Source organism: Paraburkholderia phymatum STM815 (genome assembly GCF_000020045.1).
Lineage (GTDB): Bacteria > Pseudomonadota > Gammaproteobacteria > Burkholderiales > Burkholderiaceae > Paraburkholderia > Paraburkholderia phymatum.
This window is the reverse complement of the sequence record NC_010623.1, coordinates 961352-988283: the sequence shown is the minus strand read 5'-3', so window position 1 is coordinate 988283 and position 26932 is coordinate 961352. Positions and strand designations below refer to the sequence as shown.

Annotated in this window: 29 protein-coding genes; 13 read left to right on the top strand and 16 right to left on the bottom strand. The window is 62.3% G+C overall.

All coding sequences use genetic code 11. From position 1 onward, the window contains the following. Position 1: 1 nt before the first annotated feature. Positions 2-895 carry a helix-turn-helix domain-containing protein gene (locus BPHY_RS20220; RefSeq protein WP_012403309.1) on the bottom strand — a complete coding sequence of 298 codons (894 nt, stop codon included), beginning with the start codon at positions 893-895 and terminating at the stop codon, positions 2-4. Positions 896-1040: 145 nt separating this feature from the next. On the opposite strand from BPHY_RS20220, the gene BPHY_RS20215 reads away from it, so the two are divergent. The 4 genes from BPHY_RS20215 (at position 1041) to BPHY_RS20200 (ending at position 5448) form a co-directional block, all read left to right on the top strand. Further along, entirely contained in the window at positions 1041-1871 is an 831-nt protein-coding gene (locus BPHY_RS20215) for an SDR family NAD(P)-dependent oxidoreductase (RefSeq protein WP_012403308.1), read from the top strand. A 28-nt stretch (positions 1872-1899) separates the two neighbouring features. After that, positions 1900-3663, top strand: coding sequence for an FAD-dependent oxidoreductase (locus BPHY_RS20210; RefSeq protein WP_012403307.1), 1764 nt, complete (start codon positions 1900-1902; stop codon positions 3661-3663). An 11-nt stretch (positions 3664-3674) separates the two neighbouring features. Further along, positions 3675-4013: an NIPSNAP family protein gene (locus BPHY_RS20205; protein ID WP_012403306.1), complete on the top strand. Its 339-nt coding sequence runs from the start codon at positions 3675-3677 to the stop codon at positions 4011-4013. A 70-nt stretch (positions 4014-4083) separates the two neighbouring features. Further along, a complete protein-coding gene (locus BPHY_RS20200; RefSeq protein WP_012403305.1) occupies positions 4084-5448 on the top strand; it encodes an MFS transporter in 1365 nt (454 codons plus the stop codon). A 33-nt stretch (positions 5449-5481) separates the two neighbouring features. On the opposite strand, the gene BPHY_RS20195 is transcribed toward BPHY_RS20200, so the two are convergent. From BPHY_RS20195 to sapR, 7 genes are read right to left on the bottom strand one after another with little or no spacing between them, the layout of a single operon-like run. Next, positions 5482-6249 (bottom strand): ABC transporter ATP-binding protein, encoded by a 768-nt coding sequence (locus tag BPHY_RS20195; RefSeq protein WP_012403304.1) that lies wholly within the window; start codon positions 6247-6249, stop codon positions 5482-5484. Then, a complete protein-coding gene (locus BPHY_RS20190) occupies positions 6246-7139 on the bottom strand; it encodes an ABC transporter ATP-binding protein (protein ID WP_012403303.1) in 894 nt (297 codons plus the stop codon). The genes BPHY_RS20195 and BPHY_RS20190 overlap by 4 nt, the downstream gene beginning before the upstream one ends. A 1-nt stretch (position 7140) precedes the next feature. Beyond that, positions 7141-8055: a nickel transporter permease gene (gene nikC / locus BPHY_RS20185; protein ID WP_012403302.1), complete on the bottom strand. Its 915-nt coding sequence runs from the start codon at positions 8053-8055 to the stop codon at positions 7141-7143. Between the two features lie 58 nt (positions 8056-8113). Next, positions 8114-9184 (bottom strand): ABC transporter permease, encoded by a 1071-nt coding sequence (locus tag BPHY_RS20180; protein WP_012403301.1) that lies wholly within the window; start codon positions 9182-9184, stop codon positions 8114-8116. A 12-nt stretch (positions 9185-9196) separates the two neighbouring features. Further along, positions 9197-10804: an ABC transporter substrate-binding protein gene (locus BPHY_RS20175; RefSeq protein WP_012403300.1), complete on the bottom strand. Its 1608-nt coding sequence runs from the start codon at positions 10802-10804 to the stop codon at positions 9197-9199. A gap of 58 nt (positions 10805-10862) precedes the next feature. Continuing rightward, complete coding sequence (gene ddpX, locus BPHY_RS20170; RefSeq protein ID WP_012403299.1) at positions 10863-11429, bottom strand: D-alanyl-D-alanine dipeptidase; 567 nt, start codon at positions 11427-11429, stop codon at positions 10863-10865. 5 nt (positions 11430-11434) lie between these two features. Beyond that, positions 11435-12313 (bottom strand): sap1 transcriptional regulator SapR, encoded by an 879-nt coding sequence (gene sapR / locus BPHY_RS20165; protein WP_012403298.1) that lies wholly within the window; start codon positions 12311-12313, stop codon positions 11435-11437. Positions 12314-12744: 431 nt separating this feature from the next. Here sapR and BPHY_RS20160 point away from each other — a divergent pair, with 431 nt between their 5' ends. After that, positions 12745-14208, top strand: coding sequence for a catalase (locus BPHY_RS20160; protein ID WP_012403297.1), 1464 nt, complete (start codon positions 12745-12747; stop codon positions 14206-14208). A gap of 92 nt (positions 14209-14300) precedes the next feature. On the opposite strand, the gene BPHY_RS20155 is transcribed toward BPHY_RS20160, so the two are convergent. Together BPHY_RS20155 and BPHY_RS20150 are read right to left on the bottom strand one after the other, a co-directional pair. After that, positions 14301-14789 carry a GAF domain-containing protein gene (locus BPHY_RS20155; RefSeq protein ID WP_012403296.1) on the bottom strand — a complete coding sequence of 163 codons (489 nt, stop codon included), beginning with the start codon at positions 14787-14789 and terminating at the stop codon, positions 14301-14303. Between the two features lie 240 nt (positions 14790-15029). Continuing rightward, positions 15030-15701, bottom strand: a complete 672-nt coding sequence (locus BPHY_RS20150; RefSeq protein ID WP_012403295.1) for a nitroreductase — start codon at positions 15699-15701, stop codon at positions 15030-15032. A gap of 191 nt (positions 15702-15892) precedes the next feature. On the opposite strand from BPHY_RS20150, the gene BPHY_RS20145 reads away from it, so the two are divergent. Both BPHY_RS20145 and BPHY_RS20140 read left to right on the top strand, forming a co-directional pair. Beyond that, positions 15893-16549 (top strand): hypothetical protein, encoded by a 657-nt coding sequence (locus BPHY_RS20145; protein ID WP_244257631.1) that lies wholly within the window; start codon positions 15893-15895, stop codon positions 16547-16549. A gap of 48 nt (positions 16550-16597) precedes the next feature. Beyond that, on the top strand, positions 16598-17017 hold the full coding sequence (locus tag BPHY_RS20140; protein WP_012403293.1) for a DUF6632 domain-containing protein: 420 nt from the start codon (positions 16598-16600) through the stop codon (positions 17015-17017). Here the strand turns inward: BPHY_RS20140 and BPHY_RS20135 are convergent. Beyond that, positions 17006-17764, bottom strand: a complete 759-nt coding sequence (locus BPHY_RS20135) for a sulfite exporter TauE/SafE family protein (protein WP_012403292.1) — start codon at positions 17762-17764, stop codon at positions 17006-17008. The genes BPHY_RS20140 and BPHY_RS20135 overlap by 12 nt on opposite strands. A gap of 75 nt (positions 17765-17839) precedes the next feature. On the opposite strand from BPHY_RS20135, the gene BPHY_RS20130 reads away from it, so the two are divergent. Beyond that, positions 17840-18733 carry a LysR family transcriptional regulator gene (locus BPHY_RS20130; protein WP_012403291.1) on the top strand — a complete coding sequence of 298 codons (894 nt, stop codon included), beginning with the start codon at positions 17840-17842 and terminating at the stop codon, positions 18731-18733. Positions 18734-19009: 276 nt separating this feature from the next. Here BPHY_RS20130 and BPHY_RS20125 read toward each other — a convergent pair whose 3' ends face one another. Both BPHY_RS20125 and BPHY_RS20120 read right to left on the bottom strand, forming a co-directional pair. Beyond that, positions 19010-20563 (bottom strand): phospholipase D family protein, encoded by a 1554-nt coding sequence (locus tag BPHY_RS20125; protein ID WP_012403289.1) that lies wholly within the window; start codon positions 20561-20563, stop codon positions 19010-19012. An 88-nt stretch (positions 20564-20651) separates the two neighbouring features. Continuing rightward, complete coding sequence (locus tag BPHY_RS20120; protein ID WP_012403288.1) at positions 20652-21125, bottom strand: response regulator; 474 nt, start codon at positions 21123-21125, stop codon at positions 20652-20654. Positions 21126-21530: 405 nt separating this feature from the next. Between BPHY_RS20120 and BPHY_RS20115 the strand changes: the two genes are divergently transcribed. Continuing rightward, the gene (locus BPHY_RS20115; protein ID WP_012403287.1) at positions 21531-21749 is read left to right on the top strand and encodes a hypothetical protein; all 219 of its coding nucleotides are present in this window, start codon (positions 21531-21533) and stop codon (positions 21747-21749) included. Between the two features lie 321 nt (positions 21750-22070). Here BPHY_RS20115 and BPHY_RS20110 read toward each other — a convergent pair whose 3' ends face one another. Then, positions 22071-22970: a hypothetical protein gene (locus BPHY_RS20110; protein WP_012403286.1), complete on the bottom strand. Its 900-nt coding sequence runs from the start codon at positions 22968-22970 to the stop codon at positions 22071-22073. Between the two features lie 203 nt (positions 22971-23173). On the opposite strand from BPHY_RS20110, the gene BPHY_RS20105 reads away from it, so the two are divergent. The 4 genes from BPHY_RS20105 to BPHY_RS20090 all read left to right on the top strand — a co-directional run bounded on the left by BPHY_RS20105 (position 23174) and on the right by BPHY_RS20090 (position 26041). After that, positions 23174-23707 (top strand): carboxymuconolactone decarboxylase family protein, encoded by a 534-nt coding sequence (locus BPHY_RS20105; RefSeq protein ID WP_012403285.1) that lies wholly within the window; start codon positions 23174-23176, stop codon positions 23705-23707. A 200-nt stretch (positions 23708-23907) separates the two neighbouring features. Then, positions 23908-24312 carry an FKBP-type peptidyl-prolyl cis-trans isomerase gene (locus BPHY_RS20100; RefSeq protein ID WP_012403284.1) on the top strand — a complete coding sequence of 135 codons (405 nt, stop codon included), beginning with the start codon at positions 23908-23910 and terminating at the stop codon, positions 24310-24312. 271 nt (positions 24313-24583) lie between these two features. Then, positions 24584-25084 carry an arsenate-mycothiol transferase ArsC gene (locus BPHY_RS20095; RefSeq protein WP_012403283.1) on the top strand — a complete coding sequence of 167 codons (501 nt, stop codon included), beginning with the start codon at positions 24584-24586 and terminating at the stop codon, positions 25082-25084. A 123-nt stretch (positions 25085-25207) separates the two neighbouring features. Further along, a complete protein-coding gene (locus tag BPHY_RS20090) occupies positions 25208-26041 on the top strand; it encodes a CHAD domain-containing protein (RefSeq protein ID WP_012403282.1) in 834 nt (277 codons plus the stop codon). Between the two features lie 79 nt (positions 26042-26120). Here the strand turns inward: BPHY_RS20090 and BPHY_RS20085 are convergent, their stop codons facing one another. Next, a complete protein-coding gene (locus tag BPHY_RS20085; RefSeq protein ID WP_012403281.1) occupies positions 26121-26318 on the bottom strand; it encodes a DUF3562 domain-containing protein in 198 nt (65 codons plus the stop codon). A 263-nt stretch (positions 26319-26581) separates the two neighbouring features. Continuing rightward, positions 26582-26914 carry a hypothetical protein gene (locus BPHY_RS20080; protein ID WP_012403280.1) on the bottom strand — a complete coding sequence of 111 codons (333 nt, stop codon included), beginning with the start codon at positions 26912-26914 and terminating at the stop codon, positions 26582-26584. Positions 26915-26932 lie beyond the last annotated feature (18 nt).

Here is a 26932-nt window from a genome sequence, read left to right as displayed (position 1 = left end):
TTCAGTTCAAAGACAGATCGGTGTGCGCGGCGGCCTGGAATTCCTTGGGCGTCGCGCCCGTCTGTTTGCGGAAATAGCGGCTGAAATACGCCGCGTCTTCAAAGCCCAGCGCATGCGCGATCTGCTTGATCGTCAGACCCGAATAGACGAGATCGCGCTGTGCTTCCCGTATCAGATGTTGATTCACCAGCGACATCGGCGAATGGCCGAGTTCGTCGCGGCAAATGCGGCTCAATTGAGCGGTCGTGATGCCAAGTTTCTCCGCATAGAAGTCGACGGCCCTGTGCTCACGAAAGTGCGTCGCCACCAGTTCCCGAAAGCGCTTGATTTGCCCGCTGCGTCTGTCGGCGACGGCGCTCGTCGCGGGCATCGCCGCTGCATCGCTCAATCTCGCCACTTGCACGAAAAGTGCAATCATCAATGACATTCCCGCTGCGATATGGCCGCGCGCGTTGCCGCGGTATTCCTGTTCGAGCAGCGAGAAGAGCGGCATCAATGTGTCGTCGCCCGTCGACGCCCTCACGGGTATCACGGCCGCGCGCTGGATCACGGGCAGAAGACCGGGCGACACCGCCTTCGAAATCGATTCGAGCGCGCGCTGCGCAGCCGTGATGACAAGCCCGTCGATGTCGGGCGAAAACACGAAGCCATGCACGGTTTGCGCGGGCAAAACGACGACGCAAGGCGGCGAGAAAGCGTGCTTCTCGCTCTCGATCACGACATGCCCGCTACCGCTGCGTATATACAGAATCTGCAAGAGCGCGTCATGCCGATGCGCGGCGATGTGCCAGTCGTTGGGCCGGCTGCGTTCGGCAATCCACTCGAAATTGAACGCGTCGAACCAGGGCGGGCGCGCCGATTCGCCGTACAGATCGTAGTTAGGGATTTTCCTCATGCCGGTTCGTCTCCTGTGTACGAATTGTCCTGCGATGCGTGCTCTTTGTCCAACTCCGCCGCGCGTCGCGTCCCTATACTTTTCTCCGTGAAACGCGCGATTGCATCTACCAATCGCCGATCGGAACGAAGACATGGAGATTTGGATGGCTAATAAAAGAAGCGCCGAATGGCTTGCGCTCGAAGGCAAGGTTTGCGTCGTGACAGGCGCAGCGGGCGGCATAGGCAGCGCGATCGCACGTGTGCTCGGAGAGAGCGGCGCGCGCATCGCATTGCTGGACCGCGAAGCGGGAAAGTGCAAAGACCTCGCGCAGACGCTCGTCGCGAACGGCATGGAGGCATACGCATTCGAATGCGATATCGCTGACGCGAAGAGCGTCGAGCTGACGGCACTCAGTGTGGAAGAAAGGTTGGGCTCAGCGGATGTGCTCGTGAACAACGCGGGTCTGCTGCGTCCGGGCGGTATCGAAGACATTACCCTCGACACATGGAACGCGATGCTGCAAGTCAATCTCACGGGCTACATGCTGTGCGCGCAGGCATTCGGCCGCGCGATGCTGCACAAGCGCGCGGGCAGCATCGTGCACGTGGCGTCGGTGGCTGCGCATCATCCGCAGACATGGAGCGGCGCGTATAGCCCCGGCAAGGCAGCCGTCTCGATGCTGTCGAAGCAGATCGCGGCCGAGTGGGGGGCGCGCGGCGTGCGCAGCAACGCCGTGTGTCCAGGCATGATTCGTACGCCGCTGTCCGCGTCGTTCTACGCGCAAGGCGACGTCGAACAGCGTCGCCGCGCGATGACGGCAAGCCGCCGCATCGGCGAACCGGTCGATATCGCGGACGCGGTGGCGTTTCTCGCGAGCCCGCGGGCGAGCTACGTGAATGGCGCGGAGCTGATCGTCGATGGCGGACTGGAATGCATGCTGATGGATATGGTGCCGCGACCCGGCTATGAGGCAAAGGCCGGCGCAGCGCGTTAAGCAAATCGACATTGGCAGGAGACACAGCATGGCTATTCCCACTGATTCAGGCGCGCCAATGACGTGCGATGTACTCGTCATCGGCTCGGGCGCGGGCGGTCTCTCGACTGCGATCACCGCGCGCAAGTACGGTCTCGATGTCGTCGTGATCGAAAAGGAAGCGTATTTCGGCGGTACGACCGCATTCTCGGGCGGCGTGTTGTGGATTCCGGGCAACCGGCACGCGCGTGCGAACGGCGCGAACGATACGCGCGAAGCAGCGAAGACGTATATGCGCAACGAAACAGGCGCGTTCTTCGACGAAGCGGCCGTCGATGCGTTCCTCGACATCGGTCCGCAGATGCTCGACTTCTTCGAGCGTGAGACGGAAGTCAAGTTCGTCCCGACGCTTTATCCCGACTATCACCCGGATGTGCAAGGCGGCGTGGACATCGGACGCTCGGTGGTCGCGGCGCCCTACGATGCACGCAAGCTCGGCGGTGACATCGCGCGTCTGCGTCCGCCGCTCCAGACGATCACGTTCATCGGCATGATGTTCAATTCGTCGAACGCCGACCTCAAGCACTTCTTCAACGCGACGCGATCGCTCAAGTCCGCGTTGTATGTGGCGAAGCGGCTGGGAAGTCACCTGAAGGATCTCGCGCTTTACCGGCGCGGTGTGCAGATCACGAGCGGCAATGCGCTGGCGGCGCGGCTCGCGAAAACGGCACTCGCAATGGGCATTCCGATTCACACGAACACCGCCGCGCAGGAGCTCATTGTGTCGGACGGCGGTGTAAAGGGCGCTGTGGTCGAAGGCCCGGCAGGCGAGATGCGGATTGCTGCACGACGCGGCGTGGTACTCGCGTGCGGAGGTTTTTCGCATGACGTTGCGCGCATCGCTAAAGCGTACCCGCACGTGATGCGCGGCGGCGAGCATTGCTCGCCCGTGCCGAAAGGCAATACGGGTGATGGCGCACGCATGGCCGAACGCGTCGGCGCGCAAGTGCCGATCCGCTATCCGCAGCCGGCCGCATGGATGCCGGTGTCGCGCGTGCCGATGCGCGACGGTACGTTCGGCGTGTTTCCACATCTCGTCGACCGCTACAAGCCGGGCATCATCGGCGTGACGCGTAAAGGCACGCGCTTCACCAATGAATCGAACTCGTATCACGATGTCGGCGCGGCGATGATCGAAGCATGCCGCGGCGAGAAGGAAACGGCAATGTGGCTGATCTGCAATCACGCGACGATCCGCAAGTACGGATTGGGCTTTGCGAAGCCCGCGCCCGTTCCGTTGGGACCGCTGCTGCGCAACGGCTACCTCGTCAGAGGGCGCACGCTCGCCGAGCTTGCGCGGCGTGCGGGCATCGATGCCGCTGCGCTGGAAGCCACGGTGCGTGCGTACGACGAAGGCGCAGCACGTGGCAAAGACCGCGAGTTCGGACGCGGCTCGACTTCCTTCAACCGCTATCTCGCCGATCCCGAGCACAAGCCCAATCCATGCGTCGCGCCCGTCGGCGACGGGCCCTACTACGCGCTCAAGGTCGTGATGGGCGACCTGGGTACATTCGACGGCATCACGACGGCCGTCACGGGAGAAGTGCTGGATGCACACGGCGGCGCGATCCAGGGGCTGTACGCAGTCGGCAATGATCGCGCGAGCATCATGGGCGGCAACTATCCGGGCGCGGGCATCACGCTGGGCCCGATCATGACGTTCGGTTACATCACCGGCCGGCGCCTGGCAGGCATGGCTGATGTGCAGGCCGGCACGCACGCGCTAAACATGCGGCAATCCGCAACCGTATAGAGGACAGCATCATGAGCAGCACCAAACCCTTTGTCGATCACCGCATCTATACGATCCGGCCGCGAGGCATGACGGAGTTCATCGAGGTATTCGACAGGCTCGCGATGCCGATTCAATTGAAGTACCTTGGCGCGCCCGTCGGCTTCTACATGAGCGATATCGGCGCGTTGAATCAGGTCGTGCATCTGTGGGGCTACGAGAGCATTGCCGATTACGACCAGCGCCGCACTGCGCGCGATGCAGACCCGCAGTGGCCTGCCTATTTGCAGGCGTCGGCGCATCTGATCGTCGCACAGGAAAGCCGGATCATCCGGCGCGTCGAATTCAGAAGCCTCACGGCGCTGCGTTAGAAAAATAGAAACAGCCGGCGCCATCACAAACATACGGAGACGTAACACCCGCGTATCAAGGAGACACGCAATGAGCCAGCATACACGCACGGTCGATGTGCAGCGCTTCATCGACGGCGAACGCTTTTCACCTTTTCAATGGACGATTCTTGTCCTCTGCTTTCTGGTTGTTGCCGCCGACGGCTTCGACACGGCCGCAGTCGGTTTCATTGCGCCTTCGCTGGTGCAGGAATGGGGCGTCGCGCGCTCGGCGCTCGGGCCAGTGATGAGCGCTGCACTCGTCGGCCTCGGGATCGGCGCGTTGGGTGCCGGACCGTTTGCCGATCGCATCGGGCGCAAAGCGGTGCTGGTTTTATCGGTGTTTTTCTTCGGCGTATGGAGTCTTGCCGCCGCGCATGCCACGTCAATCGAATCGCTCACGGTGCTGCGTTTCATGACAGGTCTCGGCCTCGGCGCCGCAATGCCCAATGCGGTGACGTTGATGTCCGAGTACGCACCGTCGCGTATTCGCGCAGTGGCCGTGAATGCAATGTTCTGCGGCTTCTCATGCGGACTCGCGATCGGCGGCGTGGCGTCGGCCTGGCTCATTCCGCACTTCGGCTGGCAGAGCGTGCTCGTCGCGGGCGGTATCGGACCGGTTGCGCTGACGATCGTGCTCGTTGTTCTGCTTCCAGAGTCCGCGCAATTCATGGTGACGCGGCAACGTGGCGACGCGCGGATCGCACGTGTTCTTTCGCGCATCGCCAAGGGCACGCATCTCGAAGCATGCCGGTTCGTCAGCGCAGAGGGTGTCGCCGAGCATCGCGGTTCCGCGTTGCGCGTGGTGCTGTCGACGCGCTTTCGCTTCGGCACGCTGATGCTGTGGCTCGCGTACTTCATGGGCCTGCTGATTTACTATCTGCTGACCAACTGGCTGCCCACGCTATTCAAGGACACCGGCTTTTCAGGGCAGAACGCCGCGCTGATGACCTCGCTGTTTCCACTCGGCGGCATACTCGGCAATCTGAGTGTCGGCTGGTTGATGGACCGCTTCAAGGCGAATCGTGTGATCGCGTGCACGTATGTCGTCGCGGCCTTGCTGGTGATGCTCGTCGGCCGCGGTATCGGGCATCAGATCTGGCTCGGCACGCTGATCTTCCTGACGGGCACGGTCATCACGTCCGCCGTGACCTCGATGTCGGCCTTGGCCGCGAGTTTCTATCCTACGCAAGGGCGCGCGACGGGCGTTGCGTGGATGCTCGGTGTAGGGCGCATCGGCGGCGTGGCGGGGGCGCTGGTCGGTGCCGCATTGATGGGGCTGGGCTGGCAGTTCGGCTCGGTGTTCAGCATGCTCGCCGTGCCTGCATTGGTCGCCGCATTCGGTGTGTTCGCCGTGGCGCGCCATCCGGGGACATCGCGCATCGAAGAAGGCAAACTGACGCCAGCCGTAGAGTGAAAAAGCGCAGCCCCGAGCGGCCGCGCATTCGTTTCACGGCGACGTGTCGACCCCCATCGCTTCGATGGCTTTTCGTTGATAGCCACCCGTCGCAAGCAGCAGGCTGCGCGAATAGTCGTTGTCGACCTGTTGCGCGCGTATCCGCTCGATATCGAGTTCTTCGACAATCTCGCCATTGCGCATGATCGCGACGCGCGAACACAGAAAGCCGACCACGGCCAGATTGTGGCTGACGAGAATCATCGTCAGATTGCGCTCGTGGTGCAGGCGCTTGAGCAGGTTCAGAATCTCGGCTTGTACGGAGACGTCGAGGGCCGACGTCGGTTCGTCGAGCAGCAGCACATGCGGCTCGACGATCAGCGCGCGCGCAATGGCAACACGCTGCCGCTGTCCGCCAGACAACTGATGCGGATAGCGAAACCGGAACGACGCGTTGAGTCCCACTTCGCGTAGCGCGTTGACGATACGCTCTTCATGCTGCCCGATGCCATTGATGCGCAACGGCTCGCGCAACGTCTGATCGACGGTGAAGCGCGGATGCAGCGAGCCGTATGGGTCCTGAAAGACCATTTGCACACCGCGCTTTTGCGCCTGTCCGTCCGGCAGCGCGATGCGCATCGTGCCTTGTGCAGTCGGCGCAAGTCCGCTCAGCGCGCGCAGGATCGTTGATTTTCCCGAGCCTGATTCGCCTACCAGGCCGAACACTTCGCCTTGCGCGACATGAAAGCTTGCGTTGCGCACGGCGTCGACGGCGCCTGTCGCCGTCTTGAACCGCACCGTCAGTGCATCGACGTCGATCATGCGGATGCTCCTTGCACGTCATTGAGCCAGCCGGGATCCCGCGACAGCACGGGCAACTCGGCGGGCGGATTGACGAGCGGCGGATTCGCGGCGAGCAGGCCGCGCGTGTACGGATGTTGCGCGTGCACGAGGTCGCGCGCCGCACAGGTTTCGACCACGCGTCCCGCGTACATCACCACGATGCGGTCGCAAAACGACATGACGAGCGGCAGATCGTGGCTGATAAAGATGAGGCCGGTATCATGTTTCGCGATCATCTCGTCGAGTACGGCGAGCACCTGCATCGACACCAGCACGTCGAGTGCGCTGGTCGGTTCGTCGGCGATCAGCAGGCGCGGTCCCGTCGACACCATCATCGCGATCATCACGCGCTGCCCCATGCCGCCCGAGAGTTCGTGCGGATATGAATCGGCGACGCGTTCGGGATTGCGGATATGCACGGCTTCGAGCGCGGCGACGATTTTCTGGCGCATCGCGCGGCGGCCCAGTTTCGGGTCGTGCAGTGCGAACGCCTCGCGCATCTGTTGCGCAACCGTCATCACCGGGTTCAGCGAGTATTTCGGATCCTGCAGGATCATGCCCATCTGCTGGCCGCATAAACGGCGGCGCTTGTCGGCGCGCATCGACAGCAAGTCCTGTCCGTCGAAGCGCAGCGCCTGCGCAGTGCAATGCGCGGCGGGCGGCAGCAGCCCCAGCAGCGCGCGTCCCGTCAGCGATTTCCCCGAACCCGATTCGCCGACGATGCCGAGCCGCTCGCCCTTGTTCAATGTCAGCGAAAGGCCGCGCACCGCTTCGTTCATCGAGCCGTCATGAGCGCGAAACGCAACCCGCAAATCGTCGATTTCGCACAGGGCGGACTGGCTTTCGTTCGTGGCTATGTTCGTGCCCATGTCAGTCTCCGTGGCGCGGATCGAACACGTCGCGCAAGCCGTCGCCGAGCAGATTGAATGCGAGGCTCACAAGCAGGATTGCAAAACCGGGTATCGTCGCGACCCACCACGAATCGAGCAGCACGTTGCGGCCTGACGCGACCATGAAGCCCCATTCGGGGCTCGGCGGTTGCGCGCCGAGTCCGAGAAAGCCGAGGCCCGCTACGGTCAGGATGATGCCTGCCATGTCGAGGGTCGCGCGCACGATCACCGACGACGAGCAGAGCGGCACGATATAGCGCAGCAGAATGCGTGCGCTGGATGCCCCTTGCAACCGTGCCACATGGATGAAATCGGCCTGCACGAGCCGCAGCGTCTCGGCGCGCGCGAGTCTCGCATACGCGGGCCACGCGGTGATTGAAATTGCGATCACGGCATTGATCACACCCGGACCCAACGCAGCGGCGAACGCGAGCGCGAGCACGATCTTCGGGAACGCCAGCGCAATATCCGTCACGCGCATCAGCACATTGTCGACCCAGCCACCGAAGAAGCCCGCCGTCGTGCCGATCAACAGGCCAACGGGCACGACTACGACCACGACGAGCATCGCGATCGACAGCGTGAGCCGCGAACCGAAAATGATGCGCGAGAGGATGTCGCGGCCGAGCTGATCGGTGCCGAGCCAATGCGATGCGGAACCGGGCGGCAACAAGCGGTCGGACAGCACTTGCCGCAACGGATCGTGGGGCGCGATCCACGGCCCGATGATCGCGACGATCACGAGCAACATCAGAATCGACAGACCGAATACCGATAGCGGGTTGCCCGCGAAGCGCCGCCAGCGCCGATATGCGAGGCCAAGCGCGGCTTGCCTGCGCGACGCGGGTGTATCCGTCAGCAGCCATTGTTTCCAGGCGGGACGCGGCGCGGTCATCGGCCAGTCCTGCGTCGAACGGTCAACAGGGGGTTGCACGTCGAAAGTCTCCGTTGCATCAGCGGGCGCGCGGATCGAACACGCGATAAAGCGCGTCGGTCAGCAGATTCAACGCGATGAAGGTCACGCCGATCACGAGCGTGCTGCCGAGCACTGCATTCATGTCGGCATTGAGCAAAGCGCCCGTCAGATACGAACCGATGCCGGGCCACGCAAACACAATCTCCGTCAGCACCGAACCTTCTAGCAGGAAGCTGTATGAGAGTGCGATCACCGTGAGGAGCGGCACGGCGATATTGCCGAACGCGTGGACCCACACCACGCGCCGCTCGGATAGCCCTTTGGCGCGTGCCGTCGTGATGTATTCCTGGCTTAGCTGGTCGAGCATGAACGAGCGGGTCATCCGGCTCAGATACGCGACCGAGTAATAGCCGAGGATCGCGGCAGGCAACGCGATGTGCGACAGCGCATTGAAGAGCACATCCCATTCACGGGCTATCAGCGAATCGATCAGCAGGCTGCCCGTTTGCGTGTCGACCATGCCGTCGAACACGGGATCGAGCCTCCCCGGCCCCGACACCCAATGTAGCTTCGCGTAGAACAGCAACAGCCCCATCAAGCCCAGCCAGAACACGGGAACAGAACTGCCGATCAACCCGATGAAACGCGCGACGTGATCGATTGAGCGGTTATGCCGGGTCGCCGCGATCACGCCGAGCGGCACGCCAATCAGCACGCCGATGATCGTCGCCAGTGTGGCGAGTTCGAGCGTCGCGGGGAACACGCGCTTGATGTCGTCGATCACGGGGTTGGCCGTCAGCAGCGACACGCCTAGATCGCCGTGCAGCACCGCGTTCACGTAGATGAAGAACTGCTCGGCAAGCGGCTTGTCGAGACCGAGCTGGATACGCGCGGCGGCATACGCGCTCGCCGATGCACGGTCGCCGAGTATCGCGAGAACGGGGTCGATCGGCACCTTGCGGCCGATCACGAAGGTCACGGCCAGCAGCCCCGTGAACGTGATCGCGAGCGTCAGCGCCCAGCGCAGCACGCGCAAGGTCCAGCGCACACCCGCGCTGCGCGTGGACGCAGCGCGGATGCGGTCGATGGGAGTGAGCGTCGTGGACATGCCGCTATGCGCTTACTGCTTCTTCACGTGCAGGTACGACACGAGGTCGTTGATCGGGCCGACTTCGAGGCCCGATACGCCCGGACGCATCGCCACTTGCGACACCTGCTGGAACATGATGACGAACGGCGACTTAGCAAGCATTTCCTTCTGCATGGTCTGATAGAGTTGCGCACGCTTTGCCGTCGACGATTCGGCGAGTGCCGCGTTGGTCTCTTTCGTCAGATCGGGAATGTCCCACGAATTGCGCCACGCGAGCATCTTGTACGAAGACTTGTCCGAGTTGTCAGGATTCCACGCGTAGCCTTGCGCATTGCTGTGCGGATCGATGTAGTCCGCCGACCATTCGCCGATATAGATATCATGCTGACGCGCACGATACTTCGCGAGCGTCTGCTTGTTGTCGCCGGGAATGATCTCCACCTTGATGCCGCCTTGCGCGAGATTGGCCTGCACGGCCTGCGCGATTTCGTTGTACGGATACGCGCTGCGCACGTCCATCGTCACGTTGAAGCCGTTCGGCAAGCCCGCCTTCGCGAGCAGTGCTTTCGCTTTCGCGACATCCTGGTGATATGGATTGCTGTTCAGCGCGCCGAGAAAGCCTTCAGGCAGGAAGGTCTGATGAACCTTGAAGGTGTTCTTCGTCACGTTCTTCTGGATGCCGTCGTAGTCGATCAGCCACTTCATCGCTTCCTGCACTTCCGGCTTCGCGAGATTCGGGTTCTTCACATTGAGGCCGAGATAGAGGAGCGTCGCTTGCGGCACCGAGTTGACAGTGACCTTGTTGCCCTTCGTGAGCGCGGCGAGATCGTCGGGGCTCAGATTGCGCGCGACGTCTGCGTCGCCGTTTTCGAGCAGCAGACGCTGGCTTGCCGCCTCGGGCACATGACGCATCACGATGCGCTTCATCGCAAGTGGCATCCGGTAGCCATCGAACTTTTGCAGAATGATGCTTTCGTTCGCGCTCCATTTGACGAGCTTGTAGGCACCCGAACCCGCTTCGTTCGTGCGCAGCCATTCGTTGCCGAAGTCATTGCCCTTCTGATGCGACATCAGCAGCGTCTTGTCAACCACCGACGCGGGCCACGCGCCCAGCACATTCAGCACGAACGTGGGCGCATATTTCTGGTCTGTCGTGATGCTGACGGTCGAGTCGTCGACCTTTTTCACGTTCTGCAGTGCGTTGTCTTTCGTCAGTCCGATGCCTTGCAACACTGCCGCTGCACCCTTGTCGAGCAGCACGCATCGCTGGATCGACCATGCGACGTCTTCGGCCGTGAGCGGGTTGCCCGAATGGAACTTGAGGCCGGAGCGGATCTTGAACGTGAACGTGAGTCCGTCGGGGCTGACCGTCCATGATTGCGCGACGTCGCCGTTGAATTTCGAGGGGTCTTTCAGATCGACGCGCACGAGGCGGTCGTAGGTGTTCGCAACATACTCTTCGGGGACCAACTCGTACACTTCGCCCGGATCGAGCGTCGAGAATTCGTCGAGCGTGGTGGCGATCACCAGCATGTCTTTCGGCGTGGCCGCCAACGCAGTGCTTGTTGTCGTCATCGTAAGCGTCAGTGCCGAAACGACGGCGACTGCCGCTAGCGCATTGCGCAGAACCAGATTCATACTCGCTCCGTATCGAGAGGGAACATGCGGACAATGAACAGCAAAGAATCAAACGCGATTACATCAGTTTCAACGGGCCGCTTTCGCTATTGTCGATAATGGGCAGCGCGCGCGAGCCGGGTATTTCGTAATGCCACCACTCGCTTGCGATATGCGTGAAGCCGGCCGCATGCATGATGCCGAGCAGCAGTAGCCGGTTGCGCTGCACGTGCTGCGGCAGGCCTTTGTGGAAGTGCTCGGACTCCTTGACCATCGCATCGAAGCCCGTGCCCATATCGAGCGCCTCGCCGTTGCTGTCGATCAAGGTCAGATCGAGCGCGGTGCCGCGGCTATGATTCGAGCCGCGTCCCAGTTCCGCGATGAAGGTCGGATCGGGCAGAAAGTCCCACAGAACCTGCTGCGCTTGCGGCGGCCGGTACGCATCGAAAATGCGCAGCTTCATGCCGATGCTGTCCGCGAGTTCGACGGCTTTGCGCAAGCCCGCTTCGGCGGGCGCGAGCAACAGGCAGTGCGCTTCTTTGTAAATCGGCTTGCCGGTGAAATTGTTGGCCGTCGCATACGCGAGGTCGAGCTCGACGCGATGCGTTTCCGGCGTGATGTGGATCAGTTGCTGTTTGTCGGGCATGAGGTTTAAAGGTCGAATTGATCGAGTTCGCGCTGCAACTCGCGGTTGCGCGCGACCCGTTCGTCGATGGCGGGGCCGAGCCTTTCGACGATCGAGGTCAGCAGCAGATTGAACAGACAGGTGAGCGGTGCGAGCGAGTCCCAGAACTGTCCGACATCCGTCTTCACCTGAATCAGATCGCAAGAAAACTCGCGCGCCCACGGGCAATAGAGATCGGTGACGAGCGCAAAGGGCAAGTCGCGCCGCGCGGCGGCCTCGCAATAGCGGCGCGCGATGCGCGAATAGGCGCGTGTGTCGGTGACGATCAGATACGGCGACCCGAACTCCGAATTGAGCGAGTCCACATACGAGCCAGACATGCCGTCGGAATAGAAGACGCGTGGGCGCAGATATTCGAGGTAGCTATAGAACGCGTTGGAGATGCCGCGCGTCGATTGAATGCCGAGAATGAAAACGGCATCGGCTTCGGCAATGCGCTGGGCAATGCGTGCAAACGCTTCACCTTGCGCGAGTTGATAGACATAGCGGATTGCGTCGACTTCGAGGTCGAGCGAACTGGCGGGGTTGGCTTCGTTCGCGTCGAGGCCGTTTGCATTGCCATTAGCGCGTTCGCTGCGGTATGCGTCCAGCCGGTCCGTGATGAACCACGGGCGCGATTGCGCCCCGCGAAGCTCACGCTTCAGGTCGTCGAGATTGCGGTAACCGACGCTGCGCAGAAAGCGTCCCACCGAAATGCCGCTCGTGCCCGTCTGCTGCGCAATCTGGTCCGCCGTTTCCAGGCCGAGGCGCTCCAGATTCGCCAGCATGTAGCTGGCGATGCGCTTGGCCGTGGGCGTGAGCGTCGCGAAGCTTGCTTCGACTGTATGGGCGAACGCGGTGGACATCGAGTGTCGTTCCGATTTCTCGTTAGTTATCTGTCATTGACCGGCAATCTGGTATCTATATGACAAGGACAATAAAGCCAGCGCTAACTTAAAATTTTTATCGGGTTGCGCAAGTTCATAGTGAGGAGATGCGTCGCGCATTGAACGCCATTCATGTCTTCTGGTTTTTGCGCGTCGGTTTTGCACGGACTGCATTGGTCTTTCAACGGCTTACCCCTTGTCTGCTTGTTCATTCGAATGGCGCTAAGATCGCTTCCGCAGTGACGGCTGGTGCGTGCGGAGCACCGCGCGGCCTTCATTTCGACGGCATAGGCCGTCCCGATTCCGCCTCCAGAGATAGCGGTTGCCGTCCCACTGCCATCGCTGGAAAACCCACCGTACGATCCGGCGGCGTGTCGCCGGAACTTCCTATAAGTGTTGGAGGGCTAGACGTGAACAAATTGACGACTGCTTTTGGCGCACCCGTTGTAGACAACCAGAACATTCAGACGGCGGGGCCGCGTGGGCCTGCCTTGCTGCAGGACGTGTGGTTCCTCGAGAAACTCGCGCACTTCGACCGCGAGGTGATCCCGGAGCGCCGCATGCACGCGAAAGGCTCGGGCGCCTTCGGCACCTTCACGGTCACGCATGACATCACCAGGTACACGCGCGCCAACATCTTTTCGCAGATCGGCAAGAAGACGGAACTGTTCACACGCTTCTCGACGGTCGCGGGTGAGCGCGGCGCTGCCGATGCCGAACGCGACATCCGCGGCTTCGCGATCAAGTTCTATACGGACCAAGGCAACTGGGATCTCGTCGGCAACAACACGCCTGTGTTCTTCCTGCGCGATCCGCTGAAGTTTCCGGACCTGAACCATGCGGTCAAGCGCGATCCGCGCACGGGCCTGCGCAGCGCCGAAAACAACTGGGATTTCTGGACGCAACTGCCGGAAGCGCTGCACCAGGTGACGATAGTCATGAGCGATCGTGGCATTCCCAAATCGTTCCGCCATATGCACGGTTTCGGCAGCCACACGTTCAGCTTCATCAATGAGAACAAAGAGCGCTTCTGGGTGAAGTTCCACCTGCATACACAGCAGGGCATCCAGAACCTGTCGGATGCGGAAGCTGCGGCGCTCGTCGGCGTCGATCGCGAAAGCTCGCATCGCGACCTGTACGAAGCGATCGAACGGAAGGAGTTTCCGAAGTGGACGATGTACGTGCAGGTGATGCCGGAGAAGGACGCGTCGAAGACGCCGTATAACCCGTTCGATCTGACCAAGGTCTGGCCGAAGAAGGACTACCCGCTGATCGAAGTGGGCGTGATGGAACTGAACCGCAACGCGGACAACCATTTTGCCGACGTCGAGCAGGCCGCGTTCAATCCTGCGAACGTGGTGCCGGGCATCAGCTTCTCGCCGGACAAGATGCTGCAAGGACGGCTGTTCTCGTATGGCGATGCTCAGCGTTATCGGCTAGGTGTCAATCACAGCCTGATCCCCGTGAACGCGCCGCGGTGCCCCGTGCACAGCTATCACCGCGACGGCTTCATGCGCGTCGACGGCAACATGGGCGGTGCGACGCCATACAACCCGAACACGCGCGGCGAATGGCTCGATCAGCCCGATTTCAGCGAGCCGCCGCTGTCTGTCGAAGGCGCCGCCGACCACTGGAATCACCGTGTCGATGACGACTACTTCTCGCAGCCCGGCAACCTGTTCCGCCTGATGTCGGACGAGCAGAAGCAGACGCTGTTCGACAACACGGCGCGCGCATTGGCGGGCGTGTCGGAGCCGGTCCAGAAGCTGCATATCGAGCACTGCACGAAGGCTGATCCCGCATACGGGCAAGGCGTGGCGGCCGCGCTGGAGTCGGCGAAGAAGGGCAGTGCGACGCCGAATCGCGCGCTGTGAGTTGCTGTGACGGCATATGCCGTCACATGCACGATCTGCCTCAAGGTCGAATGGTCTTCGGGGCTTTTCGCCTGGTCGGCGCGAAAAGCCGCTCAGCGCAGCGACGCGACGAAGATCTTCGCGAGTTCTTCGAGCCCGCGCCGGTCTTCGTCGTCGAAACGTTCAAGCACGGGACTGTCGATATCGAGCACGCCGACCAGTTCGCCGTTCGCCTTCTGCAGCGGAATCACGATCTCCGAGCGCGACGCCGAATCGCACGCGATATGTCCGGGGAACGCATCGACATCGGGCACGACTTGCGTCTCAAGCGCTTGCGCGGCACGACCGCATACGCCGCGGCCCATCGGAATGCGCACACAGGCGGGCTTGCCCTGAAACGGACCGATGACCAGTTCGCCGTCTAGCGCGAAATAGAAACCCGCCCAGTTCACTTGCGGCAGGCTGTGAAAGATCAGCGCCGACAGATTCGCTGCATTGGCGATCTGATTCGATTCGCCTTCGAGCAACGAGCGCGCCTGCGACGTCAGTTCCCGATAGAACTCGGCCTTGGGCAGCGCTGTATTGATGGTAGCTTCGAACATCGGATGCACTCGGGTTGGTTGCAATGTGCCGTCGATTTTCTCACCAACGCGCGGAACGTGACGGCAGGCTGCGCATACGCATACGCATACGCATACGCATGCGTGTTCGCGACGCACGGTACAGAATACGATGGCTGAATTCCATCGGTCGTGGCAGTCGTATTGCCAACTTGAATGGCCTGCTCGCCGATGTCGATCAGCTTGTGGACGCATCGTGCACTCGACAACTTCGCCGGCCAATCAGATGCCGATGAATTGCGCGAACTCATCCAAAGGCGCGCGCTGCGCGCGCCACTGGTTGATCGCGGCACTCGTGTCTTCGTAGCCGATCGCCATGCCGCTGAACAGCATGCGGTCGGCGGGCAGATCGAGAAACGCGCCGATCGTCGTGGGATATTGCGCCCACGATTCCTGCGCGCAACTGTGCAATCCTTCCTCGCGCAACAGCAGCATCACCGTCTGCATGAACATGCCGAGATCGGACCATTGCGGCGGTCCCATCCGGCGGTCGACGGTGCAGAACAGCGCGAGCGGTGCGTCGAAAAACGCGAAGTTGCGCGCGAACTGCGCCAGGCGCGCTGGACGATTCTCGCGTTCAATGCCGATGCTCCGATAAAGATCCTCGCCAACCTGAAAGCGCCGCTCTCGATATGGCGAATGAAGGTTCGGTGGATAGACGTCGTATTCCGTTTTTTCGCCGCCGGGCGCATCCGCGACGCGCTCGCGCATGACGTGCTTGAGACGCACCAGCGCATCGCCGCCCACCACGTGGATGTGCCACGGTTGCAGATTGCCGCCCGAAGGCGAGCGCGCAGCCGTGGCGAGCACGCGGCGGATCACGTCGGGTGCGACGGGCGTGGCAAGAAACTGGCGGACGGATTTGCGGCTGGTAACGGCTTCACTGACGTTCACGCTGTGGTCCTCGTGCAGGGCGTTGCGATTCGCGCGGTCGCGGCATCGTGGAGATTGACTGGTGCCGATGATACAGGCGCCTGCCCCGCGCGCTCCACCCGTTCGCCGCGCTAAAGCTTCTGTAAGACTGTGCCGTTAATGCGGGCGAATCAGCATGACAACATGAAAACGGGGAGCCGCATTTGTTCACGATGAAGCTGGCCAAATCTTTCGCGGCAATCGCCGCATTCGCCGCATTCGCCGCGCTACCCGGCTGCGTCACCAGCGAGCAGCAGATCGCTGCCGCGCCTGCGAGGCCACGTCCCACTGTCGTCGCCACACAGCCGCCGCCTCCGCCGGCTGCCGTCGTCGTGCGCGCGCCGGCACCCGCTCCGCAACCCGTGTATGTGGCTGCGCCGAGCGACGTGTATATCGCCCATGTCGCGGATCGCGACGTGGTGTTCGTCGGCGGCAACACGTATCTTTGGGTGGTCGGCCCGGACGGCAGGCGTCAGCCGCATTTCTACGCGCATGGCGACCGACGCGCCGAAGTCCTCCGCCGACGCGAACACCTGCGCGTCGAGATGGCTCGTCGTCACGGACATCCGCCCGTGCATGCCTTGGCCGCGCCGCAACGCGACGAGCATACGCCGCATCCGCATGGCGAGCGGCCCGCGTACGCGCAGCAGCCGCATCGGCGGGAGCGCCACGATGTGCCGACCGCGCGGCACGCGGAACAGGGTGCGCAACAGCGGCCGATGCGAGTGGCAGAGCGCAGTGGACACGAACCGGCACCGCGCGATCATCGGCCTCCGCCGCGCGTCGACGAAGCGCAACAGCAAACGCGTCGCCAGGGGCAGGCTGGCTAGCGTCTATCATGTGAGGCAGCCAGCTGCACCGCCCACCGGGAGGCCCTGATGAATCACGCTGCACGCATCGCGTATCTGCGCATCGCGCTCATCGGCATCGGACTGATCGCGCTCGTCTGCTTCTATCCGTTGATGATCGTATGGCCGTCCGGGTGGGCGTGGCATACGGGCTACTCGGACTACCCGCTGATGATCGTCGGCATTTACGCGACGCTCGGCGTGTTCCTGCTGATCGCCGCGCGCAATCCGCTCGAGCATCTGAGCCTGATCTGGTTCACCGTGTGGTCCAGTGTCGTGCACGGCACGATCATGGCCGTGCAGTCGCTGATGCATGACGAGCATCGCGGCCATTTGCTCGGCGACGTGCCCGCGCTGTTCATCGTCGCGATCGTGCTGGCCGTGCTCACGCCGCGAGGCGAAACGGCACGCACGCTGCGCCGTGCAGCGTGGCTGAAGTCATCTTGCTGAACGGTAGGCGCGTACGAAAAACGCTATCGTGATGCAGGCCGTCAACAGCAATGTGCCGTAGCGAATGACGTTTGCGGGCGCGCGGCGGCCCACCTGTGCACCGCCGTATCCGCCGAGCGTCGCGCCGATCAGCATGACGATGGTCTCGGGCCAGTGCACTGCGTGCGCAATGACGAACGCGACCACGGCCATCGTATTGGCGGCGCTCACCAGCAGCGTCCGTGGCGCATTGAGCAGCTTGAGTTCGCGGCTGTCGAGCAGTCCCCACACGGCCATCATCATGATGCCGACCGCGCCGCCGAAATAACCGCCATACACGCCGAGCGCGAACTGGATCACGAGGACAGCCATTTGCCCGATGTGCCAGCGCTGTCGCATCCATTCGCCGAAACGCCGGCCGAATGCAAGCGCGAGCGTCGCGATGAGCAACAGCCAGGGCACGACGAAATCGAAAGTCTTCGAAGGCGTGAGCAGCAACAGCAGCGCGCCCGCTATGCCACCGATGAGCGTGATGACGACCAGCGCGCGCAGCCGCACGGAACCGATCGGCCCGAGCCCGTCGCGATACGCCCAGGCGCTCGCGAGTCCGCCCGGATACAGCGCAACGGTACTCGAAGCGTTCGCCTGAACCGAAGGCACGCCTGCTGCGATCAGCGCAGGTAGCGTGACGAAAGAGCCGCCGCCCGCCAGCGCGTTCATGCCGCCCGCGACCAGCCCGGCGCCTGCGACGAGGAATAGATCGTTCATGCGACGCATCATAGCGGCGTGGCCTTCGCGGATACAATCGGGATTCTCCGATGCCAGCGTTCGCACTAGACGAAGATGACGACGTCGCGTTTTGACCTCACCGACCTGCGGCTATTCCTGATGGTCGTCGAACAAGGCAGCCTCACGCGCGGCGCTCAGGCGATGCATCTCGCGCTCGCTTCGGCCAGCGAGCGCATCTCCGGCATGGAGTCGGCGCTGGGCACGGCGCTGCTCGAACGCACGCGCCGCGGTGTGCGCGCGACGCCCGCCGGCGAGGCGCTCGTGCGTCATGCGCGGCTGATCGTCGGGCAGGTCGAACAGATGCGCGGCGAACTGCGCAGCTACGCGAAGGGTCTGAAGGGCCGCGTGCATCTGATGTCGAACACGGCTGCGCTTGCTTCGTTTCTGCCCGAGCAGATCGGCCGCTTCCTGATTGCGCATCCCGATCTGTCCGTCGATATCGACGAGCGCCCGAGCGCGGACATCGTGCGCGCCGTTGCCGAAGGGCGCGCGGATTTAGGCATCGTCGCGGATATCGCCGACCTCGCTGCACTTCAAACGCACATGATCGCCGACGACCAGCTGGTGGTGGCGGCGCGCCGCACGCATCGCGTGGCGAGCGAGGCGCGCGTCGCATTCGCCGATATCGTCGACGAGCCGTTCGTGGGTCTATCGGACGCGGCGCTCGAACGTCACTTGACCGAACGCGCATCGCGGCTTGGACGGCAGATGCAGTATCGCGTGCGTTTGCGCCATGTCGCCGATCTCGGGCGTCTGATCGCTGCGGGCGTGGGCATTGCGATTCTGCCCGCTGCTTGCACGCAGCCGCTGTGCGATGCGGATATCGTCGTGTTGCCGCTGTCGGAGGCGTGGACGACGCGGCGTCTGCATCTGTGCGCGCGTGACTTCGCAGCGCTCACGCCACACGCGCATGCGCTCGCGCAACAGCTGATGGCGCTCGGCGGGTGAGATCAGGGCAGCGTGGCTGGGACGGGTTGCACGCTCATGTGCAACACCGCGTTGAAGCGCTGCATATGCAGCGCGACGCGGCGCGCCGCCATCAATGCGAGCCTGACGAGCATGTACTTCCATCGCGCTTTGGCGAGGTCGAGTTGTTGTTCTTGTATGTCGTCCGGCGCGAGCCCGGATTCAAGCACTTCAAAAACATTGCCGTCGAGATTTTCAAAAGAATCGAGGGCAGCGCGTAAAGACCGCGTCAAGATCGAGCGCAGGGCAAGCCGTTTGCTACAACTGCGACTCGATCGGCAAGATGCCCATTAGCCAGACGCCCGTCTTGCGAAGCACCGACACGTCGGGTTCGCTGTCGAGTATTGTCACGGTGCCGTCGGGCGCGGTGTCGAGCCAGACGATGCTGCTCGTGCCGTTCAGATTCGGGCGCAATTCGAGCCGCCACGCAATACGATCGAGACTCGGCTCCAGCGTATCGACCACCTGCGCAGCGGCCGGCGCGCTTTCGCAATACACGCCGATTTCCGTATTGAGTTCGACGGAGCGCGGATCGAGATTCATTGAGCCGATAAAGATGCTGTCGCGGTCGAATACATAGGTTTTCGCATGCAGCGAAGCCTTCGACGAGCCGAACACATGCTTCTTGTTTTCTGTCTTGTCGTCGGCGACAGGCTTCAACTCGTAAAGGCGCACGCCGGCTTCGAGCAACGCCTTGCGGTAGCGTTGATAACCCGCATGCACGGCGGCGACATCCGTGGCCGCGAGCGAATTGGTCAGCACCGTCACGCGCACGTGCTTTTGCGTCAGGCCGGAAAGCCACGCGACCCCTTCTTTTCCGGGCACGAAATACGGCGACACGACGAGCATTTGTTGAGTCGGCTGCAGGTCGAGCGCCTTGAGTTGCGTCATCAGGCGACCTTCCGCTTCGCCCGGCGAGCGCGTGATTTTCGCGGGGTCGTCGTAGAGCAGCGTGGCCTTGCCCCATGAAAACACGGCGTCCTGTGAATGAATGACATGCGTGAGCCGCTCGCGCGCATCCACTACATAGGGGTTGTTTTCTTCGGAGACGAGATAGGCGTCGAGCTTGCTGCGTACCTCGGCCAGCGCTGCGGCGTCGGCCTTGCGGCCCATCAGCGCGTCGATCGGATAGGACGCAGCGGAGTTCCAGAAAAGGTCGAATGCCTGCGATACCTCGGGCACGACGGGACCATGCACGAGCACATCGAGATCGCCGAACGCGACATCCGTCGATGCGCCGAAGTACTCGTCGCCGATATTGCGTCCGCCGAGTATTGCGCCCTCGTTGTCCGCGATCATCGACTTGTTGTGCATGCGCCGGTTCACGCGAAAGAACTCCGCGGCCATGCCGAGTTTCTTGAACGTGCGGTTCGCGACGGGATTGAAGAGGCGAATCTGCACGTTGGGATGCGCGTCGAGCGCGAGCAGCAGTTTGTCGTCGGCATTCGTGCCGAGATCGTCGAGCAGGATCCGCACGCGCACGCCGCGGTCGGCGGCGCGCATCACGGCCGCCGCAAGTCCGCGGCCCGTCAGGTCGTCGTGCCAGATGTAGTACTGCAGGTCGAGCGTGCGGTCCGCTGCTTCGGCGAGCACAAGCCGCGCGACCAGCGCATTGACGGCATCCGGCAGCAGGTGGAACGCGGACTCGTCGGGATGCTGCTTTTCCTGCGGCGCGAAGGCCACGCCGAGCCGCGTGTCCTGCGTGCCGGTGACGGCGTGGGTCTGCACGCGGTCCGCCTGTGGCGGGAGGCTCGCGCACGAAGTCAGCAAGGCGACGGCGAACGCCGCGAGAAGACTTCGTAGTGTGATCATGGGCGCACTCCGCGTCTGCGATGCGCGTCAGATTAGCGGGACGGAACGCCCGTTACAAGTAGCGCCTTGCTGCGCAGGCCGCGTCGCGTCATGACGAGTGGAACGATTGCGCGCGATGGAGCGCGCCCGTGCCCAGCAACGTCGCAAGTATGTCGACCACCGTCAACGGATCGACCGGCTTAGGACAGACGGCGTCGAATCCGCCGTTGCGCAACAGCGCGTAGTTGTCGCCTGTTTCATAGGCTGTATACGCGAGCAGCGGCACGGAGGCAGTCGAGGGCGACTCGCGCAACGCGCGCGCGACTGCGAGGCCCGACACGCCCGGCATCGCGATGTCGAGCACGATGCTGTCGGGATGCCATTCGTTTGCGATCTGCAACGCGTCGCAGCCGTTGTAGGCGACCCGCGTCTCGAAGCCGGTGGCGGCGAGAAACGCGGCGAGCGCGTCGGCGGAATCGATGTAATCGTCGACGATGAGGACGCGCGGCGGGAACGACTGGGCAATGAAGCGAGCCCTCGTCCAGACCTGACTTCGCGTTGGAGTAAAGGTTCTGCTACGCATGTCTGCCCCTGTTTTGTAACGCTATGTCTTGTAAGCGACCGCAGCAACCGGTATTCCATGTTCGCTGCCTGTAGCCGGCAGGCCGCATTCCCTAAGGCGCTTTGCAAGCCCTGAAAGCCGCGTGGGCATTGGCTCGGCACGTGTCGGGCAGCGGCCCGGAGAGTGCGCGCCCGTCCACGTTCCATTTGATGGGGGTGCAGCTAACGCGCAAGCAGGTTATGCGGCATTGCAGCTTTTGCACGGCGCGTGGACGGTTGCACGGCCTGAAACACTCGGGGCGAATGTGCGATGCAGCGCAAAGGAAAGGGGCAGACGCACGCGTGACCATGCTAGGATGCCTTCATCCGCCGGGATGAGGCCCAGACCCGGATTGCATCGCACTTTCTTCGCTGATGGAGGCTTGCCATGCATTTCGACTACAAGGGATTCCATATCGACTGCCGGGCGAGGCACGACGATGACGGCCATTACGTCGCCCAAGCCAAACTCACTCGCGCGGCAACGGCGAGCACGCCAGCCGAAATCCATCAATCGGGCGATATCGATTCGTTCGTCGACGAGTCCGACGCAATGACATGCGCGCGCACATGGGCGATTGAATGGATCGACGAGAACTGGGACTAGCCGGTTCTATTCGGTTGCATTTCGTTGAGCGTCGTCATGCACGCATCCATCGGCGGATGCGCGGCATGCTCGCACGCGTCATGTTCGCTTCCTTCCCTATTTTCATCACGCGCATGGATACGGTGACGCAACAGAACGCCGCGCTCGTCGAGCAGGCCTCGGCAGCCTGAGCGCTACGCCCTGCATGGCGGATGAGCCGCGCCGTTCATGGCGAAGCTGGCCCGCGCCCGACGAGCGGGAAGGTTTCCTGCGCATGGACGGCATCGCGGCTATCGACCGCCAGGCGTCGCGCCGCTGCGCGCCGCGCGACCTCGAATCGAGTTATTGCGCCGTTTGCTGGCGCTGGTACTCGTTCTTCTTCATCTGCAGGTACTCTTGCCGATCCAGTTCGTGCAATTGACGCCGATATTGCTCTGTGGCGTCGAACCATGTGGCGAAGCGCTGATCGACGCGTTGCCCGGCAGGTAAGGAAAGAGAGGCGAGATACGCGTCGATGGCGAGGTAATAGCGCATCGTATTGCGTTCCACGAGTCCCCGCACGCCGCCTATGTAGTCGCCCGATGCCTGGGTGAATCCGACTTTCGCACTGCCTATCGTCGCGAGGTAAGTCTTCATCGCGAGGCGGCCGGCCGTGCCGAAGCCATATGAGTACGTGAGATGCAGGAACGTGTGCCCTTTGCCGATATCGACGGCTTCAAGCACGATCCGATAGTCCTTCGTGCTGAGCGGTCCCGTCGCCGCGCTCAGGTCGACCTGGAAATAGTCCGGGTTCGTCGCCACCGATCGGTAGCTGAACTGCACGCGATAGGTGTCGCCAAGTTCCTGCTCCGTCTTCTTGCCGACGTTCATGCTGATGATCGCCGTGCCGTTACTGCCCGCCGATGCGTGACAGTACTTGGTATTCAGATGCAGGATCAGCACCTCGCACCAGTTGGCGGGGCCTTGCTGCGGGTCGTTGAATGCGCTGTTGACGGTGGCGAACGGATAATCCACCACCGCGTAGATGTCCCCCTTCAACGAGTTCTGCGTTTCTTCAGAATCCAGGTGGATTGGCCGATGAAACACGTTCGACTTGAGTTGCGGCGCGAGCGCGTCGTACTTGTCCTTGAGCGCGGCGGCGTTGTCGTCGGCCCAGCTCAGCGCGCCGAGCGAAAGGCTCAATAGCGCGAGCGCAACGAGAATGGCCCGCCTTGTTATACGCATGATCCCGTGAGTGCTCATTTCAGGCGCTCCCGTTGACGACGCTGTGAGAGGACGAATGTCGCACGAATATAGCAGAGCTCGTCCAGACACCGATGAGCCGTTCGAGCATAAACGTGATTTGAACCAGCATTCACGTCAGCAACGCCCGTTCCTAGAATGACTTCCACGCGTTGACCCAGTCACGCAAAGGCAAATACCTCGATCCCTCATGGAGAAGCATCATGGAACGTCTCAACCGCCAACCTGTCGCCGAAGCAACCGGTCAAGCAGCGGAACTTTTCGCGGGCATCAAGCGCGCGGTCGGCATGGTGCCGAACGCATATGCCGCGATCGGCTCGAACAGCCCGGCCGCGCTGCAAATCGTGCTCGCCACGGGCGATGCACTCGGCAAGGGCGCACTGTCGCGCAAGGAAGTGGAAGCGATCAAGCTCGCGATCAGCGGCGTCGCCGATTGTGACTACTGTCTCGCTGCTCACTCGCTGGCGGGCAAAAAAGTGGGCATCGCGGCAGACGATGTGGCCGCGCTCCGCGAAGGGCGGGATTCGGCCGACGCGCATCTGAACGCGATCGCGACGTTTGCCCGGACCGTGTTCAGCTCGCGCGGCACAGTGCCGGCAGCCGTTGTCGACGCCGTGAAGGCGGCGGGTTATAGCGATCAGCAGATCACCGAAACGCTGCTCGCCATTGCCGACATCACCTTCACCAATCTGTTCAACCGCGTGAACGATACGGTCGTCGATTTTCCGAAGATCTGAACGAACGAGGCTTCGGGCCGCTACGCGTTAGCGGCTTTTCCAGCCCGCGACAGGTGCTTCGGCCGTCGCGGGCACGCACGTTTGCGCGTGCAACGTTTCATCGCATGCAAGAGTCGCATTTGTTGCAAGTTGATTCAGGTCTCTGTCGGGAAGGGGTGATCCGCTAGAATGGGGCGCTTTTTCAAACCAAGGAGATACGCGTGAAATCAGTTGTTGCCCTGCTCGCCGCAGCCGCGCTCGCATCGGTGGCGCTCAACGCTAACGCCGCATCGACGGAGAAGCTGCCCTCCGGTGTGGTTGTCGAACACCTGACGCAGGGAAGCGGCCCGCAGCCTACGGCTGCCGACGTTGTGCGCGTCAACTACCGCGGCACCCTCGCGAACGGCACCGAGTTCGACAACTCGGCCAAGCACGGCGGCCCGGCAGAGTTTCCGCTCGGCCGCGTGATCCCCTGCTGGACGCAAGGCGTCGCAACGATGAAGGTCGGGGAGAAGGCGAAGCTCACCTGCCCGGCTGCGACTGCATACGGTTCGCGCGGCGTCGGCACGATTCCGCCCAACAGCGATCTGACGTTCGAAGTCGAACTGCTCGCGATCGTCAAGTAAGCATCAAGTAACCCTTTTAGCAATCCGGTCATCCCGTGGCCGGATTGCTTCGCGCAGCCCGCGCCGGGCTTATCCGGGAAGCCCGCACCTGCCATTCATCCGGCGTTCATCGTTCATTATCGTTAACGCTGGCTGGCCCAACCTAAATTGGCGTGATACCTAAACGGTCTTGCGGCGAATCGGTTGGACGATTGGGATTCTGTCACCAATATGAAAAACTGGACGCTCAGAATCCCGCAAAAAAATAGAAATCTGCATGACGGGGTGTAGGGTGACCAGAAAACAAAGAGTGCTGTTCCTTTGCAGGGACAACGCGACGCTTAGCATCCTGGCGGAAGCCTTGCTACGCGAGCTGGACGGATTGCATTTCGACGCATTCAGCGCAGGTCTCGAGCCCGCCGACCGCGTTCATGCGGCCGCTCTGGGAGAATTGCGCCACGGCTTTTCGAGCCTGGATCTGCTGAATCCCAAAAGCTGGCTCGAATTCACGAGCGAATGGGCGCCGGAGATGGATTTTGTCGTGACCTTGTGCGACGAGTCAGCGCGCGTCGACGTGCGCGCGTTTCACGGCACGCCCAAGCTGCGTCATTGGACGCTGACGCCGTCCGCGCATGGCGCAACGCACGCGATTGAAAACGCGTTCTGGCAGATCCTGAAGCGCGTCGAAGACTTCATCGCGGCGGAGCGCCGCCCGTGGCCGTCGTCGCTGAAGCTGCCGGCCGTGGCCAGTTGCACGACCGACGCCTGCGACCTCTTGCTGAGCGGGCAATAAACCGTCAAGCTGCCGCGGCGTCGTGCGCCGCTGTCGGCCGCGGTTGATGTCAGACAGGCGGGAACCTGATTTGCTTACCCAGGCATTACAAGTACACCGGGTCAGCAACACATCAGGGACACCATGAAAGCAGAGACTTTGAACGGGCTGCCGCACGACGGCACCGCGCAAGCCCATTTTTCGCACTATGCCGCGCCTTTGATCGACAACGCGCTCGCGTGCGCAGGCGCATTGCACTCGAATCCCGACGCCGAGGTGCTGCATAAGCTGCGCGTGTCGTTGCGGCGCTTGCGCACATTGTTGTGGGCGTATCGTCCGCTGCTGGATGAGCAGTTTGACAATCAGCAGCGCGCGCTTTTCAAGTTCTACGCAAGCGCCGCCGGCAAGACGCGCGACTGGGACATTCTGATCGCGCTGCTCGGCGAACTCGGCGACGCGCAGGAACGGCCCGTCGACGCGCTGCAAGCCGCCCGGTCGAAATCGTTCGATACGAGCCGTGCGACGCTCGAACAGGCCGACGTCAAGCGGGCATTGCGGGACACGCTCAAGGAAGCGAACCGCGAACTGAACACAGCGCATGAACGCACGCCGCTGCCGAAGTTCGCGCGCAAGCGTCTTGCTGCGGCGCAGAAGTCGATGGCGAAGCGCATGAAGCGCGCGGCGCGCGCCAAACGCTCGGACTACGCGTCGTATCACGAGGTTCGCAAGGCGGGCAAGAAGCTGCGCTACCTGACCGAGTTCTTCGAGCCGATGCTCGCGAAGAAGCAATTGAAGGCCGTCAAGCCGCTCAAGAAGCTGCAGAAGCGCTTTGGCGCGTTGAACGACGTGGTCGCTAGCGAACAGCTTCTGCGTGATAACCAGGCCCTGTACGTCGATGAGGCGGCCGCCGCGCAGGCCCTCGATGCGCTGTCGCACGAACGCAAGCGCCGCATGCGTAACGCCGGGAAGCTGTTGTAGAACCGATGGGTCGATGTCGCGCCGGCGGACCGGCGCGTGCGAACGAGCGAGCGCAACCGGGTAGCGCTCGCGGCGTCGGTCAGCGGCGTGTGGCCGTGCGCGAGCGCAGGGTCTCGCGCACGCGCCTGGCCGCGAAGAGCGGCACGTAGTCGAGAATGCGTGCTTCGCGTTCATACGCCTGCACAGCATCGGTATACATCTGCGAAACGACTTCTTCCGGCGCGTCGGTGGATTCCGCAATTTCGTGCACGATCTTCTGCGAATCTTCCATCATCATGCAAGGCTCCCTGGTCAGTCGTCGGTCGGAACCCTGAATTGAAGGACATGCGATGCGACGGTGCCAATAGAACTTCGCAATCGGCGGAGCCGCCGCGTGAAGCGCGCGCTTGCAGTTGCGTTACCACGCGGAAGAAAGCCTGTTTCTTCAGACAGATAGCGCGCATGCCCCAAACTTTTCCACAGGTCTTTCAACAGAAACTGTGGATAAAGTGATCGCAAATCAATTAGAACAAAAGCGTACACGATTGCGGTTGCTTGCGGCTATTGAAGCCACTTGCGGACGTCTTTCTCCCATTCGGGGTCGCCGCAGCCTTTCGGATTTTCCGGGCCGAGCACGGTGATGTAACCCTTGCTTTTCATGCAAGATTCGTAGGCGCGCACCCTCGCACATTGGCCCGTTCCTGCGTTCTTCGCGACGGTCTTGCATTGCGCGATCGAGCGGTCCATTGGGCCGAAGTCCAGATCGCTCGAGCTGTTGGGCGTCGGCGCGTCCGCTCCCGTCACAGAGAACTCGACGGGCCCCGTGTGAGTGCAGCCCGTCGTCAGCAACGCAAGCGCCGCCACCGCGACAAGAACATGCGCACGCAAGATCATGGTTCGCTTCCTTGTAGA

Bases quoted from the DNA above. Each gene is read 5' to 3' on its own strand.
- BPHY_RS20220 (WP_012403309.1), bottom strand. From the start codon at position 895: ATGAGGAAAATCCCTAACTACGATCTGTACGGCGAATCGGCGCGCCCG.
- BPHY_RS20215 (WP_012403308.1), top strand. From the start codon at position 1,041: ATGGCTAATAAAAGAAGCGCCGAATGGCTTGCGCTCGAAGGCAAGGTT.
- BPHY_RS20210 (WP_012403307.1), top strand. From the start codon at position 1,900: ATGGCTATTCCCACTGATTCAGGCGCGCCAATGACGTGCGATGTACTC.
- BPHY_RS20205 (WP_012403306.1), top strand. From the start codon at position 3,675: ATGAGCAGCACCAAACCCTTTGTCGATCACCGCATCTATACGATCCGG.
- BPHY_RS20200 (WP_012403305.1), top strand. From the start codon at position 4,084: ATGAGCCAGCATACACGCACGGTCGATGTGCAGCGCTTCATCGACGGC.
- BPHY_RS20195 (WP_012403304.1), bottom strand. From the start codon at position 6,249: ATGATCGACGTCGATGCACTGACGGTGCGGTTCAAGACGGCGACAGGC.
- BPHY_RS20190 (WP_012403303.1), bottom strand. From the start codon at position 7,139: ATGGGCACGAACATAGCCACGAACGAAAGCCAGTCCGCCCTGTGCGAA.
- nikC (WP_012403302.1), bottom strand. From the start codon at position 8,055: ATGACCGCGCCGCGTCCCGCCTGGAAACAATGGCTGCTGACGGATACA.
- BPHY_RS20180 (WP_012403301.1), bottom strand. From the start codon at position 9,184: ATGTCCACGACGCTCACTCCCATCGACCGCATCCGCGCTGCGTCCACG.
- BPHY_RS20175 (WP_012403300.1), bottom strand. From the start codon at position 10,804: ATGAATCTGGTTCTGCGCAATGCGCTAGCGGCAGTCGCCGTCGTTTCG.
- ddpX (WP_012403299.1), bottom strand. From the start codon at position 11,429: ATGCCCGACAAACAGCAACTGATCCACATCACGCCGGAAACGCATCGC.
- sapR (WP_012403298.1), bottom strand. From the start codon at position 12,313: ATGTCCACCGCGTTCGCCCATACAGTCGAAGCAAGCTTCGCGACGCTC.
- BPHY_RS20155 (WP_012403296.1), bottom strand. From the start codon at position 14,789: ATGTTCGAAGCTACCATCAATACAGCGCTGCCCAAGGCCGAGTTCTAT.
- BPHY_RS20145 (WP_244257631.1), top strand. From the start codon at position 15,893: ATGAAGCTGGCCAAATCTTTCGCGGCAATCGCCGCATTCGCCGCATTC.
- BPHY_RS20140 (WP_012403293.1), top strand. From the start codon at position 16,598: ATGAATCACGCTGCACGCATCGCGTATCTGCGCATCGCGCTCATCGGC.
- BPHY_RS20135 (WP_012403292.1), bottom strand. From the start codon at position 17,764: ATGAACGATCTATTCCTCGTCGCAGGCGCCGGGCTGGTCGCGGGCGGC.
- BPHY_RS20130 (WP_012403291.1), top strand. From the start codon at position 17,840: ATGACGACGTCGCGTTTTGACCTCACCGACCTGCGGCTATTCCTGATG.
- BPHY_RS20125 (WP_012403289.1), bottom strand. From the start codon at position 20,563: ATGATCACACTACGAAGTCTTCTCGCGGCGTTCGCCGTCGCCTTGCTG.
- BPHY_RS20120 (WP_012403288.1), bottom strand. From the start codon at position 21,125: ATGCGTAGCAGAACCTTTACTCCAACGCGAAGTCAGGTCTGGACGAGG.
- BPHY_RS20115 (WP_012403287.1), top strand. From the start codon at position 21,531: ATGCATTTCGACTACAAGGGATTCCATATCGACTGCCGGGCGAGGCAC.
- BPHY_RS20110 (WP_012403286.1), bottom strand. From the start codon at position 22,970: ATGAGCACTCACGGGATCATGCGTATAACAAGGCGGGCCATTCTCGTT.
- BPHY_RS20105 (WP_012403285.1), top strand. From the start codon at position 23,174: ATGGAACGTCTCAACCGCCAACCTGTCGCCGAAGCAACCGGTCAAGCA.
- BPHY_RS20090 (WP_012403282.1), top strand. From the start codon at position 25,208: ATGAAAGCAGAGACTTTGAACGGGCTGCCGCACGACGGCACCGCGCAA.
- BPHY_RS20085 (WP_012403281.1), bottom strand. From the start codon at position 26,318: ATGATGATGGAAGATTCGCAGAAGATCGTGCACGAAATTGCGGAATCC.
- BPHY_RS20080 (WP_012403280.1), bottom strand. From the start codon at position 26,914: ATGATCTTGCGTGCGCATGTTCTTGTCGCGGTGGCGGCGCTTGCGTTG.